Annotated in this window: 13 protein-coding genes; 4 read left to right on the top strand and 9 right to left on the bottom strand. The window is 41.6% G+C overall.

Going from position 1 to position 18,064, the window contains the following annotated elements:
- Window positions 1–11: 11 nt before the first annotated feature.
- From PR699_RS12265 to soxR, 5 genes are all read right to left on the bottom strand, one after another.
- Complete coding sequence (locus PR699_RS12265; RefSeq protein ID WP_014656906.1) at window positions 12–563, bottom strand: fimbrial protein; 552 nt, start codon at window positions 561–563, stop codon at window positions 12–14.
- Between the two features lie 197 nt (window positions 564–760).
- Window positions 761–1,030: a helix-turn-helix domain-containing protein gene (locus PR699_RS12260; RefSeq protein WP_004926025.1), complete on the bottom strand. Its 270-nt coding sequence runs from the start codon at window positions 1,028–1,030 to the stop codon at window positions 761–763.
- A gap of 952 nt (window positions 1,031–1,982) precedes the next feature.
- Window positions 1,983–2,657, bottom strand: a complete 675-nt coding sequence (locus PR699_RS12255) for a hypothetical protein (protein ID WP_014656907.1) — start codon at window positions 2,655–2,657, stop codon at window positions 1,983–1,985.
- A 65-nt stretch (window positions 2,658–2,722) separates the two neighbouring features.
- Window positions 2,723–4,369 carry a Na+/H+ antiporter gene (locus PR699_RS12250; protein ID WP_004926020.1) on the bottom strand — a complete coding sequence of 549 codons (1,647 nt, stop codon included), beginning with the start codon at window positions 4,367–4,369 and terminating at the stop codon, window positions 2,723–2,725.
- Window positions 4,370–4,924: 555 nt separating this feature from the next.
- Window positions 4,925–5,422 (bottom strand): redox-sensitive transcriptional activator SoxR, encoded by a 498-nt coding sequence (gene soxR, locus PR699_RS12245; RefSeq protein ID WP_004926014.1) that lies wholly within the window; start codon window positions 5,420–5,422, stop codon window positions 4,925–4,927.
- A 159-nt stretch (window positions 5,423–5,581) separates the two neighbouring features.
- Here soxR and PR699_RS12240 point away from each other — a divergent pair, with 159 nt between their 5' ends.
- Genes PR699_RS12240 through PR699_RS12225 form a run of 4 tightly spaced genes read left to right on the top strand, consistent with a single transcriptional unit; the run spans window position 5,582 to window position 10,420 of the window.
- Entirely contained in the window at window positions 5,582–6,010 is a 429-nt protein-coding gene (locus tag PR699_RS12240; protein ID WP_004926011.1) for a DoxX family protein, read from the top strand.
- A 12-nt stretch (window positions 6,011–6,022) separates the two neighbouring features.
- A complete protein-coding gene (locus PR699_RS12235) occupies window positions 6,023–7,132 on the top strand; it encodes an efflux RND transporter periplasmic adaptor subunit (protein WP_272577843.1) in 1,110 nt (369 codons plus the stop codon).
- 10 nt (window positions 7,133–7,142) lie between these two features.
- Window positions 7,143–10,247: a MexW/MexI family multidrug efflux RND transporter permease subunit gene (locus PR699_RS12230; RefSeq protein ID WP_014656908.1), complete on the top strand. Its 3,105-nt coding sequence runs from the start codon at window positions 7,143–7,145 to the stop codon at window positions 10,245–10,247.
- Window positions 10,244–10,420: a hypothetical protein gene (locus PR699_RS12225; RefSeq protein ID WP_004926002.1), complete on the top strand. Its 177-nt coding sequence runs from the start codon at window positions 10,244–10,246 to the stop codon at window positions 10,418–10,420. Before PR699_RS12230 ends, PR699_RS12225 begins: the two co-directional genes overlap by 4 nt.
- A 56-nt stretch (window positions 10,421–10,476) precedes the next feature.
- Here the strand turns inward: PR699_RS12225 and arnT are convergent, their stop codons facing one another.
- The 4 genes from arnT to dcuC all read right to left on the bottom strand — a co-directional run bounded on the left by arnT (window position 10,477) and on the right by dcuC (window position 17,394).
- Window positions 10,477–12,120 (bottom strand): lipid IV(A) 4-amino-4-deoxy-L-arabinosyltransferase, encoded by a 1,644-nt coding sequence (arnT, locus tag PR699_RS12220; protein WP_014656909.1) that lies wholly within the window; start codon window positions 12,118–12,120, stop codon window positions 10,477–10,479.
- 486 nt (window positions 12,121–12,606) lie between these two features.
- Window positions 12,607–13,881, bottom strand: a complete 1,275-nt coding sequence (locus PR699_RS12215; RefSeq protein WP_004925996.1) for a bifunctional O-acetylhomoserine aminocarboxypropyltransferase/cysteine synthase — start codon at window positions 13,879–13,881, stop codon at window positions 12,607–12,609.
- 608 nt (window positions 13,882–14,489) lie between these two features.
- Window positions 14,490–15,737 (bottom strand): aromatic amino acid transport family protein, encoded by a 1,248-nt coding sequence (locus PR699_RS12210; RefSeq protein WP_004925994.1) that lies wholly within the window; start codon window positions 15,735–15,737, stop codon window positions 14,490–14,492.
- A 298-nt stretch (window positions 15,738–16,035) separates the two neighbouring features.
- Window positions 16,036–17,394 carry an anaerobic C4-dicarboxylate transporter DcuC gene (gene dcuC / locus PR699_RS12205; protein WP_004925992.1) on the bottom strand — a complete coding sequence of 453 codons (1,359 nt, stop codon included), beginning with the start codon at window positions 17,392–17,394 and terminating at the stop codon, window positions 16,036–16,038.
- Between the last annotated feature and the right edge of the window lie 670 nt (window positions 17,395–18,064).

Below are 18,064 nucleotides of genomic sequence, written 5' to 3'. Positions count from 1 at the left end.
GGCTATCCTGTTTACTGGTAAGTAATTCGGAAGTTGGAGGTTGCATTGAACTGCCCTTCAACAACATCTTTTGTTGTGTCTACGGCTTTCGCAAATGCTTTGAATTTTAATGTATTATCTCCTTTTTTGTTCGCTATCCGCGATAAAACATCCTTCGCTTTACCGAACTCGAAACCCTCAATACCAACACCGACATTATTCGTGTTGTCCACCGATGTTGAGAGTAATGTGCTTGCAGCGTCAGCATAGCTTTTACCTGTAAACACCAATTCCATGGTTTTCACTGCCATTGGCTTTCCTTCTGCATCTTTATCGAAGTCTGTAAAATCACACCCCGTGAATTCAATATTAAAATCCACCTCGGCAACCCTACCATTCTCAAGTGCACGACGAGAAAGCTGTCCGAAATCAATAGTTTGTTTTAATGATGATTGGGCGATATTACAGGGGGTACTGACGACTGTACCGATAAAATCCACTGTACCTAAGTTATCCGCAGTCGTGTTGAAAGAGGCAACAGATGTAGCAACAACAACCACTTGCGTGAATTTTACTAGTTTCATGTGTTTTTCCTTTCAATATAAAATAAGACTTAAATTGCTATAAATTCATCATAAGGCATTGATATTATGGAATTTACTAATTGATTCTTAATAGGTAACAATAAAAAAATCATCCCTGATCAAACCGCTTTCGTCTCCTTGCATACGCAATGGCGCTTCGCGTATAAATTACCGTCGTTAAATTCTGCTACTGGAGGCTATCTGTAGAGTTTTAATTCCGCTATTTCAGCCGAATAATTTGCCATCACTTTGAAAAAAAAGTCTGACCAATCCATATCTAATCCTTTTAATAAAACATCTAATGTTTCAATGCTGATACTTGTTTCTCCTCGTTCGTAACGGGAAATTTGTTGTTGGCTAATATGCAACATTTTTCCAAGTTGAAGACCAGTTAAAGATTTACCTCTTCTCGCTGCTCTTAAAAAATCACCAATATCTTGTCTTAATAAAATTCTATTTTTGCTCATATTAAAAAACCAATCGTCAGATATTTAAGTTTCATAATAAAGTCACTATTTTTAAATAGCCTTCTCTTATTACTAATAATTAAATTAGCAAATGGATTCACTGATAATAAATAAAAATATAATTTTATTAAAATATAGATTTATCAATTAAATGTGTAAATACGTTTATATCGATCAAACACCCAATTATCAATAGCTAAATCCTATCAAAAATAAGCAAATCGATCGTTTATCACGATGGGATAATAATATAAAATCATTATTATCAAATAGTTAAAAAATATACTTCAATATTGAATAATGTTTTTTGCAATTAATTTTCTTGCTATTTCAATAAAAATAGCGAAAATAAACAGATAAAAATACACTTATCTAAAGTAATTATTTAAATCAAAACTATAGGATATAAAACAGTATATTAAAGCTAAGAAAAGTAATAATCCCACTCAAGAAAACTAAATAAAAAACACTTACAACATAAGAAATTGAAATTACACCATTATTATTAAGATATATTTTTATATAGAAACTAATTATTTAATTATATTTTAACCATGGCATTATCCATTTTATATCAAATAATTTTTAATAAAGAACCATAGTATGACTATGCTCTATTTAAACTTTTATTTTACTACTGAAAACCAAAACCAATCATAATCTGACTGATATTAACTGTTGCGCTTTTCTATTTTAAGCATATAACATGAATTTCAATTTAAGCACGCCCTATTTATCGAAGAAATTCCATAATGTTATTCCACCATGTTCACTTCACTCCGTATGACCATTCATGGGCTTCCTTCTTTAATACAACAAAAAAACCCGCTTTATCTGGCGGGCGATGAGTGCAACTTATTCCTACCACTCAGAGATAGTACAAGCTGCAACGTTTAGCATATCTAGCCGATACCAACTAACCGCTTAAATAGAGTCTATGAAACGACGAGTGCTATATGTCAAAAAAAGAAAATGGAGCCGAGAAAGCGGCACTAAAAGAAGCGCCAATAAAATCAAAACCAAACTGTAAAGCATTAACGCTTAAGCAAGCTGTATCCCACACTGTCCACCCTTCTTCATCTTTATTCATCTCATTTTGCAACGTCAACAGAAGTTGTAAGTTAATGGGGAGTACGCCGAGTTTTTTATCTGCGCCTTTATTGGAAATGTCATCAACTAACACCGCGGCCCAACCATATGGGCTATTTTGCTCACCATAGTTCTTATGACCAACCCACTGACCAAAAATATCTACTCGAAACCCTTTTTGCTCATTATCCGCGGAGTGTTTTACTGCCATTTGCCATAATTGGTTAATCCGCTCAGCACTGATACTTTCTATTGGTAGCATTTTTAAACGATATTTCGGCTCAAAAGGCTGACCTAACTTGTCAACGACCTTCCAATGCACGGGGGTATAATCATTAAGCTGATTGGTACCTTGGCTGTGTTCTATTTTCATTGGAAACCAACCATATTCACTTTTCCGATTGCCATATTCATGACGACAGATCCAGTTTCCCTGTTCATCCTTGCGGAAGCCTTTTCCTTCATTATCACGGGAAATAAATAACGCTTTTTTCCATAGCTCATCTAATTCTTGATCTGAAAATTGCTTATTTTCCATGCCTTATTCCCTCCTATTGGACATTAAAAAAACGGCTAGAATCGAAACTCTAGCCGCTATTTTAATTAGTGTTTTTTGCTTTTATGATGATTGAGCGTTTCTTCTTTAAGATCTAATTCATCACGTAAGCGATGATATACGCGCTCACTGATATTCTTACCTTTACGCATGAGATACAAGGCATCGCGTTTTGCTTGTAAAGCTGAGCGAGACATTTCCCGTTCCATATCAATCATTTTGTGTAGGTCATAGACATCAGACTCAGTTTCATCAGTATTATCTAAGCGTCTGCCGTAGATTTCCAATAATTGAGAGCCTACTTCGGTGCGCATTGCAATTTCATCAACATCTTCTGAAGGATGGTTCATCAATTCACGTAAATGTGCCATTGCAGCCTCATTGAGAGCCATACGAGCACGGATCTCATCATTATCATACGGTAAATCCTGTACCAACCCTTTCGTCAAAATAGGCAATGCAACGCTAGCGATTAACAATGAACACAAAATCACCCCCATTGCCAAGAAGATAGCCACATCACGATTTGGGAATAGGCTATTATCCGGCATTAGCAGTGGTAATGTTAGGATACCCGCCAAAGTAATCGCACCACGAACCCCCGCCGTTGCCATTACCGCCATCATGCGAATGTGTAAAACATCCGCTTCTTTACCACGACGACGGTTGTTAAATACGGTTAAGGTCATTGAGATCCAAACCCAAGCAAAGCGTAAAATCGCTAATGCGACGGTGATAACAATCACATACACAAATAGCATCCAAGGGTGGCTTGCTCCCGCCGCTTCCGCGACTTGCGGCATGTTATTCCACATACCTGGTAATTGTTCCCCTAATAAGATAAAGATCATCCCATTAAGTGCCGTTTGCACCGTGTCCCATACCGCTTTACTTTGCATACGAGTTGCCGCCTGCATGCGCCCTGCAATTTTTTCATAGTGCATAGCGATACCCGCAACCACTGCGGCTAGGATCCCAGAGACATGAAGATGTTCAGCCAATAAGTAAGCACTAAATGGCATCAATAAGCTGATCATGATTTGGATTGCCGGCTCTTCACCGGTACGTTTCACCAAAAATTGGTTTAACCAGCCAATAACCCAAGCCACTAATAAACCAATTAAGATCCCGCCAAACGCGACAAGGGCAAATTCTCCTGTTGCGGATGTTAAAGAGAAGGTACCTGTTAATGCTGCCGCTACAGCGAATTTAAAACACACCAAGCCTGTCGCATCATTGAGCAGAGATTCACCTTCAAGAATATGTGCCATACGTGAAGGGAGTGGTGAATTGACTGTCATTGCAGAAACAGACACGGGGTCGGTTGGTGACAAAATTGCCGCCAGCGCAAAAGCAACGGCTAATGAAATTGCAGGGATCAACCAATGAATAAAGAAGCCCATCCCAACCACTGTCACCACCACAAGACCTATCGCCAATGACATAATTGGCTTAATCTCTTGGAATAACGCTTCCTTAGGAATACGCCAGCCATCCAAGAACAGTAATGGAGGAATAAACAAAAACAAGAAGAGATGCGGTTCAAATTCAACCACAAAACCAAAAGCTGACAACGCTGCACCTAGCGCTATCTGAATAATAGGTAAAGGAATAATATCCTTAAGTAGCCGAGAGACAAATACGCTCACAATAACGGCCAATAAAAAAACTAACACAAGGGTCACAACTGACATGGATTTGCTCCAGTATTAAGCTAAGCAGAAGTTATCAGTAGTGAAGTAAATAGATAAATTGAATCAATGTAAAGTATCTATTTACTAGAAAATAAAAAAACAGAATTTTCAGAAAACTATCAGTACAATCATTCTGTTACAGAATATTACAAACTTTATCGAGCCGAGCTTAATAAAATCCTATTATGATGATAATTAAATAGTTATAACGATTATTCGTGATAAATTATCAATAACTCGTTGGTTTTATCTGTTTTGCTATTTTTCTTATACCATCTTGTGTTCACTTACATCTGTCGTAATCACCTAAGGCTATATTTAAGTCATATAAAAGGGTACTGACAATAAAAGTTGTCACAATCATCATTGCCATACTCACTATTACTTTATTGTTCAAAAATCAACAAACACATAAAACGTTAAAATCATTTAAATTACCTATTACTGCTTTCATCTTTCAATGTGCTATTTTTCAGTGACTCTTTCCCTGACCCGCAAAGCGGGTTGACTGGTCAAGTCGATAACATTTCACTTCACCAGTCATCACGCCACTTGTTATGGACGTTCTAAAATTCGAGCCCCCGGCCCTTTACGCCCTAAAATATCATCAGGGTTACGCAGTGGACATTCACTCAGAGATAAACAGCCACAACCAATACAATGGTCTAACTCATTACGTAAGCGAGTCAGTTGCCGGATCCGCCTATCCAACGAGGTTTTCCACTCCGTCGACATCTCTTTCCACTGCTCTGAAGTCAGTTTACTGTTGGCCGGAAACTTACCTAACGCATCTTGGATCTCTTTTAAAGGTATCCCTGTGCTCTGTGCCACTTTGATAATCGCAATATAACGTAATACCACCGACGGAAAACGTCGTTGGTTGCCTTGTGTTCTCGTACTTTGGATCAATCCTTTTGACTCGTAAAAATGCACGGTAGAAACGGGAACGCCAGAGCGTTTAGCAACCTCTCCGACAGTCAATGCCCTTGTGAAATCAATCTTATGTTCACCGTCTCCACGCCTTTTTGTCGTTTTCGTGTTTTTCTCAGCCATTTTTGACTACCTGCTCTTGACCTCAACTTAACTTAAGGTTTTATAGTTCTAGCCACTGAATTTGTCAATTCAGATTATTCCATTCTATTTTCTGCATGAGGTGGTGACAGCGCTTATTTTGTGACATGCAGGCTAACTTGATTTTAAAGGGGATAGGCTATGCCATCGGTAATTGCCAAAATTTTAGAAAGTAACACATTATGGATTATCGCTCGCTTGCTGATATTAATTCTGTTTATTTCATCTGGCTTAGCAAAGGTTTTTGACTATGAAAATAGCCTAGCAGAAATGCGCGCAGCAGGTTTACATCCAGACTGGTTCTTCAACATCGCCTCTGCATTTGTGCTGCTAGTAGGCTCGCTATTAGTACTCTTTAACCGCCTACTTTGGCTTGGAACTGGCGCACTCGCCGTATTTTTATTCCTGACCATCGTGATTGTTCATACTTTTTGGAGCTATACCGGTGAAGAAGCCAAACTCGCGATGTTTTGGGCTATTGAGCACACCTCTGTCATTGGGGGATTAATGGCTGTCGCCATCGCAGGTCATTTCCGTGATCTTTATTTCGCTGTTAAGGCACAGAAATAGTAGGTATTTATAATGAATAAAAAAACAATTGTCACGCTGTGCTCACTGCTGATTGTTGCTGGTGGTGGCGCAGCGATTTACACCTCCTACGCCCAAGACGGAAAAGACGAACAGGCGGCTTACCAATATCCACCAGTGAAAGTCGCATTAGCACCAGTGACTCAAGACAATGCACCACGCACTTTTTATGGTGTCGGTGAATTAGAGGCTGGCAGCCAAGTCTTTGTTGCGGAGGAAACCAGTGGCCGCATTACCAAAATCAATTTTGAATCGGGTCAACAAGTGAAAAAAGGCCAGCTTCTGGTTCAACTCAACGATGCAGTTGAACAAGCTGACTTAGCTCGCTATCAGGCTCAGTTGCGCAATGCGGCACGTTTGTACGACAGAACCCGTACCTTGGCTGCTAAACATCTCGTTGCAGAAGCACAGGTCGATAGCACTCGTGCGGAACGTGATATCGCGCAAGGTTTGATCCGGCAAACACAAGCGTTGATTGCACAAAAGGCGATCCGTGCTCCATTTGACGGCACTATCGGTATTCGTCAGGTTCACGAGGGTCAATACCTCAGCCCCGGCGAAGCCATTGCAAGCCTCGTCGATACCAAAACATTAAAACTTAATTTTTCCCTTGATGAGCAAGCTGCGCCAGAGTTACATGTTGGCCAAATTGCTGATATTCATGTCGATGCTTATCCAGGTAAAACCTTCCCTGCACGTATCAGTGCCATCGACCCATTAGTGGGTAAATCGCGTACCATCCAATTACAAGCCACGCTTGAAAATAGTGACGGTGAGTTAAAGGCGGGTATGTATGCCAATGTGAATGTCGTACGCCAAGCAAACAGTGAGGTACTAACAATACCTGAAACGGCAGTGACTTATACGGCCTATGGTGACACAGTTTTCATCGCTGAAGGCAGCGGCGAAAAAATGACGGCAAAACAAGTCTCTGTGAAAACGGGCCAACGCTGGGATGGCAAAATCGAAATTGAGCAAGGGCTAAAATTGGGTGACAAAGTGATCACCTCAGGGCAATTACGTCTTAACAATGGCTCCGCCATCACCCCTGTCGCACAAGATACATTAGCAGAATCACCGGTTAAGACCGCTCAGGATTCATAAGGAAGGCGCAATGAAATTTACTGATGTTTTTGTGCGCCGACCCGTTTTGGCGCTGGTTGTGAGTTCATTGATTGTATTGATAGGGTTGTTTGCATTAAGTAAATTGCCTATTCGCCAGTATCCACAATTGGAAAGTTCTACCATTACTATCACTACACAATACCCCGGCGCATCCGCTAAGTTGATGCAGGGCTTTGTGACTCAGCCTATTGCGCAAGCTGTCTCTTCTGTCGAAGGGGTCGATTACTTGTCCTCTTCCTCTGTACAGGGCAGTAGCTTAGTGACCGTACGAATGGAGCTTAACCGTGATTCAACGCAAGCACTTGCACAAGTCATGGCGAAAGTTAATCAGGTTCGCTACAAGCTTCCAAAAGAAGCTTATGACCCAGTTATAGAGCTGTCTTCCGGTGAATCTACCGCTGTTGCATATATCGGTTTTTCCAGTACAACCCTTTCTATTCCGGCACTGACGGACTATTTATCTCGGGTTGTTGAGCCGATGTACTCCTCCATCGAAGGTGTAGCAAAAGTACAAGTGTTTGGTGGTCAACAGTTAGCCATGCGTTTATGGTTAGATGCCGATAAACTTGCGGGTCGAGGATTATCTGCCGCTGATGTTGCGCAAGCGGTTCGCCAAAATAACTACCAAGCGGCGCCCGGTAAAGTGAAAGGCGAGTATGTGATTTCTAACGTCTATGTGAATACAGATCTGACTAACGTCTCTGAATTCCAAGACTTAGTCATACGCAACGATGGTAATGGGTTAGTTCGTTTACGTGATGTTGGTACTATAGAGCTAGGTGCCGCAGCCACTGAAACCAGTGGTTTGATGAATGGAGAGCCTGCAATTTATTTAGGCCTATTTGCAACCCCAACCGGGAACCCGTTGGTGATTGTCGATGGTATGAATAAATTGATGCCTGATATCATTAAAACGTTACCACCGAACGTTAAAGTAGAGATGGCATTTGAAACTTCTCGCTTTATCAAAGCCTCAATCGATCAGGTATTCCATACGTTGGTTGAAGCATTATTGATTGTTATTGCTGTTATTTATTTATGCTTAGGCTCTATTCGCAGCGTTATTATTCCTATATTGGCGATCCCATTGTCAATGTTAGGGGCCGCCGCACTAATGATGGCATTTGGCTTTAGTATCAACTTATTAACGTTACTTGCCATGGTGCTTGCCATCGGATTGGTGGTGGATGATGCCATTGTTGTCGTGGAAAACGTCCATCGTCATATTGAGGAAGGTAAATCGCCAGTTCTCGCTGCACTGATAGGCGCTCGTGAAGTGGCAGGGCCTGTGATTGCCATGACCATCACATTAGCAGCGGTGTATGCACCGATTGGCTTGATGTCTGGTCTAACAGGGGCGTTGTTTAAAGAGTTTGCCTTGACGCTCGCAGGCTCCGTGATTGTTTCAGGTATTGTGGCCTTAACTTTATCACCTGTGATGAGTTCGTTTATGTTGAACTCAAAACAGAATGAAGGCCGCATGGCACATATGGCGGAAAAGTTCTTCGCTTTCCTCGCTCATTACTATACCAAAGGGCTGAATTTCTCACTGAGGCATCGTTGGATCACCGGCATTATCGCGGTATTTGTCTTCATCAGCTTACCTCTCCTGTACCAATCAGCCCCCCGTGAACTCGCGCCGGTTGAGGACCAGTCTGCCGTATTGACGGCAATTAAGTCACCACAACACGCTAACTTAGAGTATGTAGAGCGTTTTTCTCATAAACTGCATGATGTGATGATGGAATTGCCTGAGACGGAAAGTACTTGGATCATCAATGGCACAGACGGTATCTCATCAAGCTTTGGGGGAACTAACCTCACCTCATGGGAGAAACGAGATCGCCCTGCTTCTGCCATTCAATCAGACTTACAAGCTAAAGTAGGTGACGTTGAAGGTAACAGTATCTTTGTCTTCCAGTTACCGGCTCTACCTGGCTCTACAGGCGGTTTGCCAGTACAAATGGTGCTGCGTAGCCCACAAGGTTACCCCGTTTTGTATAAAACCATGGAAGAGATCAAGCAACAAGCTCGCGAAAGTGGATTGTTTATGGTCGTAGACAGTGATCTTGACTACAACAACCCTGTGGTTGAAGTCAAAATTAACCGCTCCAAAGCCAATAGTCTTGGTATCAGCATGCAAGATATCGGTGAATCACTCACATTATTGGTTGGTGAAAACTATATTAACCGCTTTGGTATGGACGGACGTTCATATGATGTGATCCCTCAAAGTGTACGCAGCCAACGATTAACACCCGATGCGCTTGCTCGTCACTATGTCAAAGCACAAGATGGCACAATGATCCCGCTATCAACAGTTGTTGAGATCAATACGCAAATTGAACCGAACAAGTTAACTCAGTTCAATCAGCAAAATGCGGCGATTTTCCAAGCTATCCCTGCACCGGGCGTCACATTAGGACAAGCCGTTTCTTACTTAGAGAGTATTGCTAGTGCACTACCCGCAGGTTTCAGCCATGACTGGCAATCTGATTCGCGCCAATATAAGCAAGAAGGCAATACCCTCACCTTTGCGTTTATGGCGGCGCTCATCATCATTTATCTGGTTCTTGCTGCACAGTATGAAAGCTTAGTCGACCCACTGATTATTTTAATCACCGTACCGTTGTCAATTTGTGGGGCATTAATTCCTCTCGCCTTGGGATATGCCACCCTCAATATTTATACCCAGATTGGCTTGGTGACGCTCATTGGCCTCATCAGTAAACACGGTATTTTGATGGTGGAGTTTGCTAACGAATTACAAGCTCATGAGGGCCTCGACAAGCGCCAAGCTATTTTGAAAGCCGCTCAAATTCGTTTACGCCCCATTTTGATGACAACTGCCGCGATGGTGATTGGCTTAGTTCCCCTGTTATTTGCGACAGGTGCGGGCGCAAACAGCCGTTTCGGTCTGGGCTTAGTGATTGTCACAGGTATGTTAGTTGGAACCCTATTCACACTGTTCGTTTTACCAACCATTTACTCATTGCTTGCACGTAATCACAGTGCAACCGCATTAACACCAAGGCGTTATGAGCTTGCCGAAGCGAACCGCCTGCTAAAAGAAGATGAGGAGAAAGCGTCATGAACCACAGCATAACGAATCGTCATTCGAAAAATAGTCGAGGTATCAGTGGCAACGAAATGAGTACGATGAACAATAGCTTTGCTATGCTAATGATTTATCATGGGCTAACAAGTAGCGAAGCTAAATCCTCGCATGAAAAAGAGGTACCAACCTTCTATAAGGCCACGAGATAGCCTAAATACATAATCAGCCGCATAGTCACTATGCGGCTTTTTTGTTGAGCATGCGATTATTTTCGGCCCTCATAGAGGACTAAAACTAAATTCCCCTCTCGAATAATAATCGGTTTCCCCGGTAACGAATTTAATATCCTATCTTGCGTGCCTTCAACAACGACCGCAACATCCTGATAATTATGTTGCTCTAACAAGGTAGGTAACTGATCTAACCGATAGAAGCGGTTTGCTGCATCTGGGTATTTCAACCCATAACTCAATTCACCACTTTGATGGAGCATCGTAATATCACTACGCTTTAAGACCCATGCGAGTGCCGTACCTAACCCCACATTATTCGTCAATAAATAGGTTTTATTCGATAGCTGAGGGCGATATTTTTCGATGAGCTTTTGTGGCGTATTATTGCTGGCGATATGATTTGGGATCACATACCCCACACTGAGGCTCAATACCAAAGTACATGCCGCTGCCCACGCCCAAAAACGTCTGCGATATGAAATGATGCCAATCACGCCCCAAAATAAAAATGCGCTTGCTGCAAGTAACCGCTTATTATCTTCATCTGCCGCATAAATATCGAGTTGCCCAAAGTAAGGTAAAAAGAAGATTGCCGCTGCCGTAAATAAGCCAATACAAATATTGATAATGGCATTCAGGCGGATAGCGCCAGTCTGTTGTTGTTGCTGTATCTTATCAATATACGCGGCCATTAAGATCGCAACGGGGGCAATACAAGGCAAAATATAGGTCAGTAACTTCCCTTTCGTAATACTAAAAAAGATGAAAGGAACTAAGAACCACAGCAAGAAATAGAGATGTAGCCCTTTTTGGCGAACACTGTTTATCAGTGAAGCAAAAAAATAGCCCAGCCAAGGTAATACTGCTGCAAGCATTATTGGAATATAAAACCAGAAAGGTGAACGGTTTTGGGCGTTCTCTGACATAAAGCGCTGCACATGTTCCACCCAAAAGAAATAACGCCAATAATCTGGCTCGCGACTAGCAATCATGATGGCCCAAGGCAAGCAGACAATAAACATGCTGCACAAAGCCACAAAGGCAAAGCAGAAAACTTCCTTAAACTGTTTATAGTAAATTGACGTTAAAAAAATCACTAAGCCTGGGATGACTAAAACCAAAAAGCCTTTTGTCATCAGCCCCAATCCACCTGCGATACCTAATAAGATAAAGGCGGTTAGCTTTTGTGAAAAAACCTGTGTTGTTAGCCCCCACTGATAAAAGAAAATCGCCATTGTGATAAACGCGGTCAATATCGGGTCAAGGATATTGTATGTTCCCATCGCGAGTATCATGAGCATTGAGAGGTAAATCAGTGTGGCATTAAATGCAAGATCGGCTTTTTGCCATGCCCTTTTTGCACTGAGATAAACAAACAATGCACTGATTAAGGTACTAAAAACAACACCAAGCCTAACGGAAACGTTGTTCTCACCAAACAGCATTTGAAAAAATGCGTTTACCCAATACCCAAAAATGGGCTTTTCAAAATAACGAATATTGAGAAGTTCAGGTACGCTCCAGTTATAACTTAGAATCAATTCTCGACTTATTTCAGCATAACGTAACTCATCAGGTTGCCAAAGAAGCCGCCCCGGAAGAGGAATAAAATAAGTGAGTAATACAAACCCAAATAGCAGGCACCACTTAAGGTAGGCAACCTTATTATTTGCCATAATCATGTTTCTCAACCATTCTTTCTATAAATGTTTAATAATAATTAGATATAAACCTGAATATTATTGTTCACCTTAAAGTGACATAACATCGGGCTATTATTTAGCTTTAATCAGGTTAATCACACTATTATCATCAGTGTGAGTAAACCTCATATAAACAAATAAAAAATTAATTTGCCGTTCTTAAACAATCAATAAATGAATATAAAATAAAGTGTTAACGCACATTTCAAGCTTTTCGGTAATGTAAGACTGGAGTGGTTTAAAATAGTTCAACGTTAAAACATTATTCCATAAAATATTTAAGACATAATCATTCGTTTAATTACTCTCTTAATTCGATAACATCAATTAACGATGACAAATACCCATCAATGGAGTAATAGACTTAAATAAAATAAAGCGATACAAAAAAGCGATTATCAATAAATATTGTATTATCAATAATCGCACATATTAAGTAGCTTGATTCAGTAGATGGCTTTATTGCGCAGCATGCAGCGCTTGTTCAAGATCCGCCAAAATATCATCAATATGTTCAATACCAATAGAAAGGCGGATCATGTCACGTGAAACACCCGCTTTCGCTAATTCAGCATCGTTAAGCTGGCGGTGGGTCGTTGAAGCCGGATGGCACGCCAATGATTTAGCATCACCAATATTGACCAGCCTGACGATTAATTTTAAAGCATCAATAAAACGCGCCCCAGCGTCCTGCCCACCTTTAATACCGAACGACATAATACTGGCAGGCTTGCCATTCATATATTTTTGCGCCAACGCATGCTCAGGGTGGCTAGGCAGCCCCGCGTATTTCACCCAAGCCACTTGAGGGTGTTTTTCCAAAAACTGTGCGACTTTCAACGCATTCTCTGTATGGCGCTCCATACGTAAAGCCAACGTTTCTAGCCCTTGTAAAATCAAAAAGGCATTAAATGGAGAAAGCGCGGCACCCGTTCCGCGTAATGGTGCTACGCGGCAGCGAGCAATAAAAGCTGCCGCACCAAAATGCTCAGTATAGCTAACTCCATGGTATGCAATATCTGGCTCAATCAATAACGAAAAACGATCTGCATGCTCAGTCCAAGGGAACTTACCTGAGTCTACGACCATTCCGCCAATAGAAGTGCCATGACCGCCAATATATTTAGTCAAGGAATGCACGACAATATCAGCACCATGTTCAAATGGACGGCATAAATAAGGCGTTGCCACCGTGTTATCCACAATTAGAGGCACACCATGGCGATGAGCCACTTCCGCTAATGCCGCAATATCGACAATAAACCCAGCAGGGTTAGTGATAGATTCGCAAAATACGGCTTTGGTTTTATCATCAATCAGAGCTTCCAAAGCGGCTAAATCATCATGTTCTGCAAAACGCGTTTCGATACCAAAACGAGGTAGTGCATGCGCCATTAAGTTATAAGTACCACCGTACAATTTGGCAACCGAAACAATATTATCGCCCGCTTGTGCGATAGTTTGGATAGCATACGTAATTGCCGCCATCCCAGATGCTACAGCCAGCCCAGCAATCCCGCCTTCTAAGGCGGCAACGCGTTGCTCTAAAACATCATTGGTAGGGTTCATAATACGGGTATAAATATTTCCCGCGACTTTCAAGTCAAACAGATCTGCGCCATGTTGTGTATCATCAAAAGCGTAAGACGTTGTTTGATAGATAGGAACAGCAACCGCTTTGGTGGTTGGATCGGGTGAGTAGCCGGCATGAATCGATAATGTTTCTAATTTCATTTGTTATCCTTATTATGCCGCAGTAAACAATATGACCTGATATAGCATATCTGTATTTACTACGTATCTGTTATATCAATAGATATTATCTAATTGTATTAAGCAGACAACCCATCTCAATGTGAAATTATTTCACATAGCTGAATATCCTATTGATTAACAAGGGCGAAGGAGTAACGCCGTGTCATTCGTGATTTATTAAGTGCTTAATCATAACTTTAAAATATAAAAAGCCTCTTTTAATTTGTTAAAACAGCCGCGACCTAGCGATCACAAAGATTAAAAAAGAAATCAAAAAGGCCCCTAATGGAGAACGCGAAAAGCTTAGCGTTTACTAGATGGAAGTGTGAATATCCTATTATTTTTCACCGAAATGCAGAAGGCACACATTCGACAGAATATCTGAAAGAAAAGTGAACGCTTTGGCAATTTAAATATCGCTATAGCGCATTTTGATGTAGAGGGAACGCTGTCGATATGGTGAGTAAGAATACGAGACGCATCTTTGCGTAGTGAACGCTCCTCTATCTGAAGGCCCGTTTACGGGCCTAAATATCAGAGCGTTATGTACCTATTAGGGTGAGCCCCCTCATACAGGAGGGGAGTTGTTAGAGTAATTGTTGCAATAGACCATAAAGGACGGAAGTGATAGCCGCTAAACCACAAATAATGGTGAAGATCTGCGCAACAATTGATGTGCTGAATTTTTTCATCGCCGGCACAATACGCATCGCAACGACTGGCAGAATAAACAAAATAGCAGCTATCATTGGCGCACCCAGCGTCTCAATCATATAGATAATATTTGGGTTTTTGATAGCGACAATCCATGTTGTGAGAACAATAAACAGCATGGATACCGTTTGAATTTTTCTCACTGAGAAAGAAGTACGAGATTTAATTAACCCAACTAAGCCTTCATGTGCCCCTAAGAAGTGTCCAAAGTAACTTGATACGATAGCGGTAAAAGAAACAATCGGCCCGAGGTAAGAGATAATCGACGATGAGTCAATATTCGCCATATGAGATAACACACTAATGTTTTTGTCATTTGCGGTTTTAAGCTCAGCAGGACTTAATGACAAGACCACCGAAAAAACAAAAAACATCACAAATCCAGTGAGCATCAATGCTGCGCCGCCTGTGATCATATCCGTTTTAATGACCGCATTATCACCGAATTGCTGACGCTGATCTTTTGTAAACTGGCTGATAATCGGGCTATGGTTGAATGAGAACACGATAAGCGGGATCGCCATCCAGATAACGACTGGCATTGCGGCCCAATCGGGACTCACTTCTAGCATAGAGGTATTCCATCTAGGGATAAAGTAGATGGACAAAGCTAACAAAATGAAAACTAAAGGATAAACCATCACGGAAGTCAGGCGTAACATCAAGTCACGCCCAAACAACACACCCGCCGTCATCGCACCAATTAATATCCCAGACAGTAGCCAACGTGGCATCTGCTCCATGTGTAACTGGTGAACTAAAAAGGAGTCAACCGTGTTAGTGATACCCACACCGTAAATCAGAACGATTGGGTAAATTGCGAAAAAGTAGGCAAACGTGATAATGTTCGCCCCCGTTTTACCAAAATGCTCTTCTACCGTATCCGTAATATCTGAATTGGGATTTTTCGCGGATAAAACAAAACGAGCCAATCCTTTATGTGCTAACCAAATCATTGGCGTCGCAATCAATGCAAGTATTACCAGCGGCCAAAAACCGCCACTGCCTGCTTTAATCGGTAGAAATAACACCCCCGCACCAACCGCGGTGCCGAATAAAGATAAGACCCATGTAAAATCTTTATAAGTCCATTTGTTAACTGGTTTGTCTGTCGTCTTCATAGCATTATCATTAATTGTTCATATAAAAAAGATGTGCGGATTTTGCATCAATTACTATTGAGTACCTAGCTTATTTTCCGGCTTTTGTTTGTCTTTTTGGTGCAGATCTCAAAAAAGGCGCTTAATAGGGAAAAATGGGGGAGAATAAAAAATAAAAAACCTTATTTTATTTAAAGAAACACACTAAAAATTAACAAATTTTCGATTACTAGCGTGATTAACTATCCGCCTTCAAATAAAAAAGCGGCTGAAAAAAGATCGCTTCAGCCGCTTTTCCAATCACAACACTAAAAAGTGATCAGCGATATACTGGAACCAAAATTTCCGTTGCAATAATCACCACCAAAAGGCCCACTAATACAGGAACGGAGGTTCTTTTGACCACTTCAAATGGTGATATTTTTGCCATACCGGATACCGCGACGACAACGCCAGAAACGGGTGATAATGTTCGTCCTAGGTTAGAAGCCTGCAACATAGGGATCACTAAATAGGCTGGATTCACTCCCATCTGTTTTGCTAAATGAGGAATAAGTTCAACAAAGGCATAGAAAGGCGCGTTCCCTGAGCCTGTTGTCATCGCCGCTAACATGGTGATAATGACCAGTACAATCATCATCACTATTGCACCAGAGCCGAAGGATTGCGCTAAACCAATTAGCCCCTTGATAAAGCCAACACTACTTAAGCCTTGTGCAAAGACCCCAGCGGCCACCAACAGCATCACCACACTGGCAAATGCATCAGCCATACCTTTATAACAGGCATCTAACCCCGAATAGACCTGTTTGGCATTGAAACTACGTAAAAATTCAATAACTGCCGCCAAAATAATACAAGCAACAATAATTGTGATGATGTGTAATTCAGGCGCCCACTTACCATCAAAGATCAGCACACCAATAATCGGGGTGAACGGTAAGATGGCATAAAAAGTCGGAGCATGAGTTTTAATTTCACTCACATCCAACATTTCTGTGTTGACCTGCTCTTTTTTATCGAGGAAACGCTGCCAGAAGAAGTGAGCGATAGACATGGCTACGATCGCAATAATTGAAATAGGTAACGTCGTTTTAAAAGCAAAATCAATGAGCGGCATTTCGGCAGCTTCTGCCGCTAAAATCACATCGCCAGAAGTTGGCGCTAAAATAATGGCCGCTGGTGAAGCACAGATAGCGGCTGCGGCGCCACGACTAATCCCCACATTTACCATGACAGGGAACAAGGTCGCCATTAATAATACCCCTAGCCCCGTCGCCGAAGAAACGGCCAATGACATTAAACAAGCGACAATATAAGCGGCAACCATCAACATATAAGGTGAGTTGATCATCTTTAATGGTTTTGACGCAATTTTGACAACAACATCATTTGCGCCAATGTGGGTCATATAAGAGGCAAACCCACACAACACCATGATCATCATCCCTAAGTTGCCACCACGATCCATCAATAAGTATTTTATATACTCAATAATGTCGGTCGCACGCCATCCCGTAGGTTTTACTGCTTCTGGTAAAATACTTTTCCCCATAAGCACGGTAATGATCAGGAGTAAAATACCGCCTGTCATCAACACACCCGTTGCTGAATAGCCTTTGATAATATAGCGCCCAACGCCTATCGCGACGATGACGCCAATTAACAACTCAATCATATACTTCCCCTGCCTGTTTCATTTTTTATTTGATGGTACTTTGCCCAAGATATGAACGGGATTTACTGACGCGGATCATGTCAATATCAGATAATTATGACAAATAAACACATTAGCAATACATTAAATGGTAAATAATTTTATAAGGATGGGAAAAGAAAGACTAGCCCACTGCCGAGCGGAGAAACCATTATCTCGACACGCCACGTGCAGCGCCGTTTGTACCTCATCAAACAGCACAGAATTTGCTTCACCGTAGACAGCTATTTCCTGATCGCGATGGATAAACTGGAGGGAAAAATTTGCGTTTAAAGGGGACGTACTGGTGTTGATATTGGCAGGGATCAGTCTGTTTCTCACGTATTGGAGCATGAGCGAGTATCAGAACCTGACCGAGTGAAAACGGTCAGCCAAAAGATATCAGACGCAGAGCCACAATATCGAATTGACCAACTGCACCATGGACGACAAGCGTAAGAGCGCGTTATCAGCACGTTATCTCAGTGTGTCGGGGAATTCGCGACACAGGACAGTCAGTTAGCCATGCAATACAGGGAAATCAGTCAACAGTTAGAAAACGCTAGTTAAGGGTGTCTTAATTAATGGGGAGTGGACAGGTATTACCACAATAAAACAGGATCTCTATTAGAGGCCTATTTTGAGCAAGGGG

The organism is Providencia sp. PROV268, assembly GCF_028477805.1.
In the GTDB taxonomy this organism is placed as follows: Bacteria; Pseudomonadota; Gammaproteobacteria; order Enterobacterales; family Enterobacteriaceae; genus Providencia; species Providencia stuartii.
The sequence above is the reverse complement of the archived record's forward strand: the minus strand, read 5'-3'. Positions and strand labels throughout refer to the sequence as shown.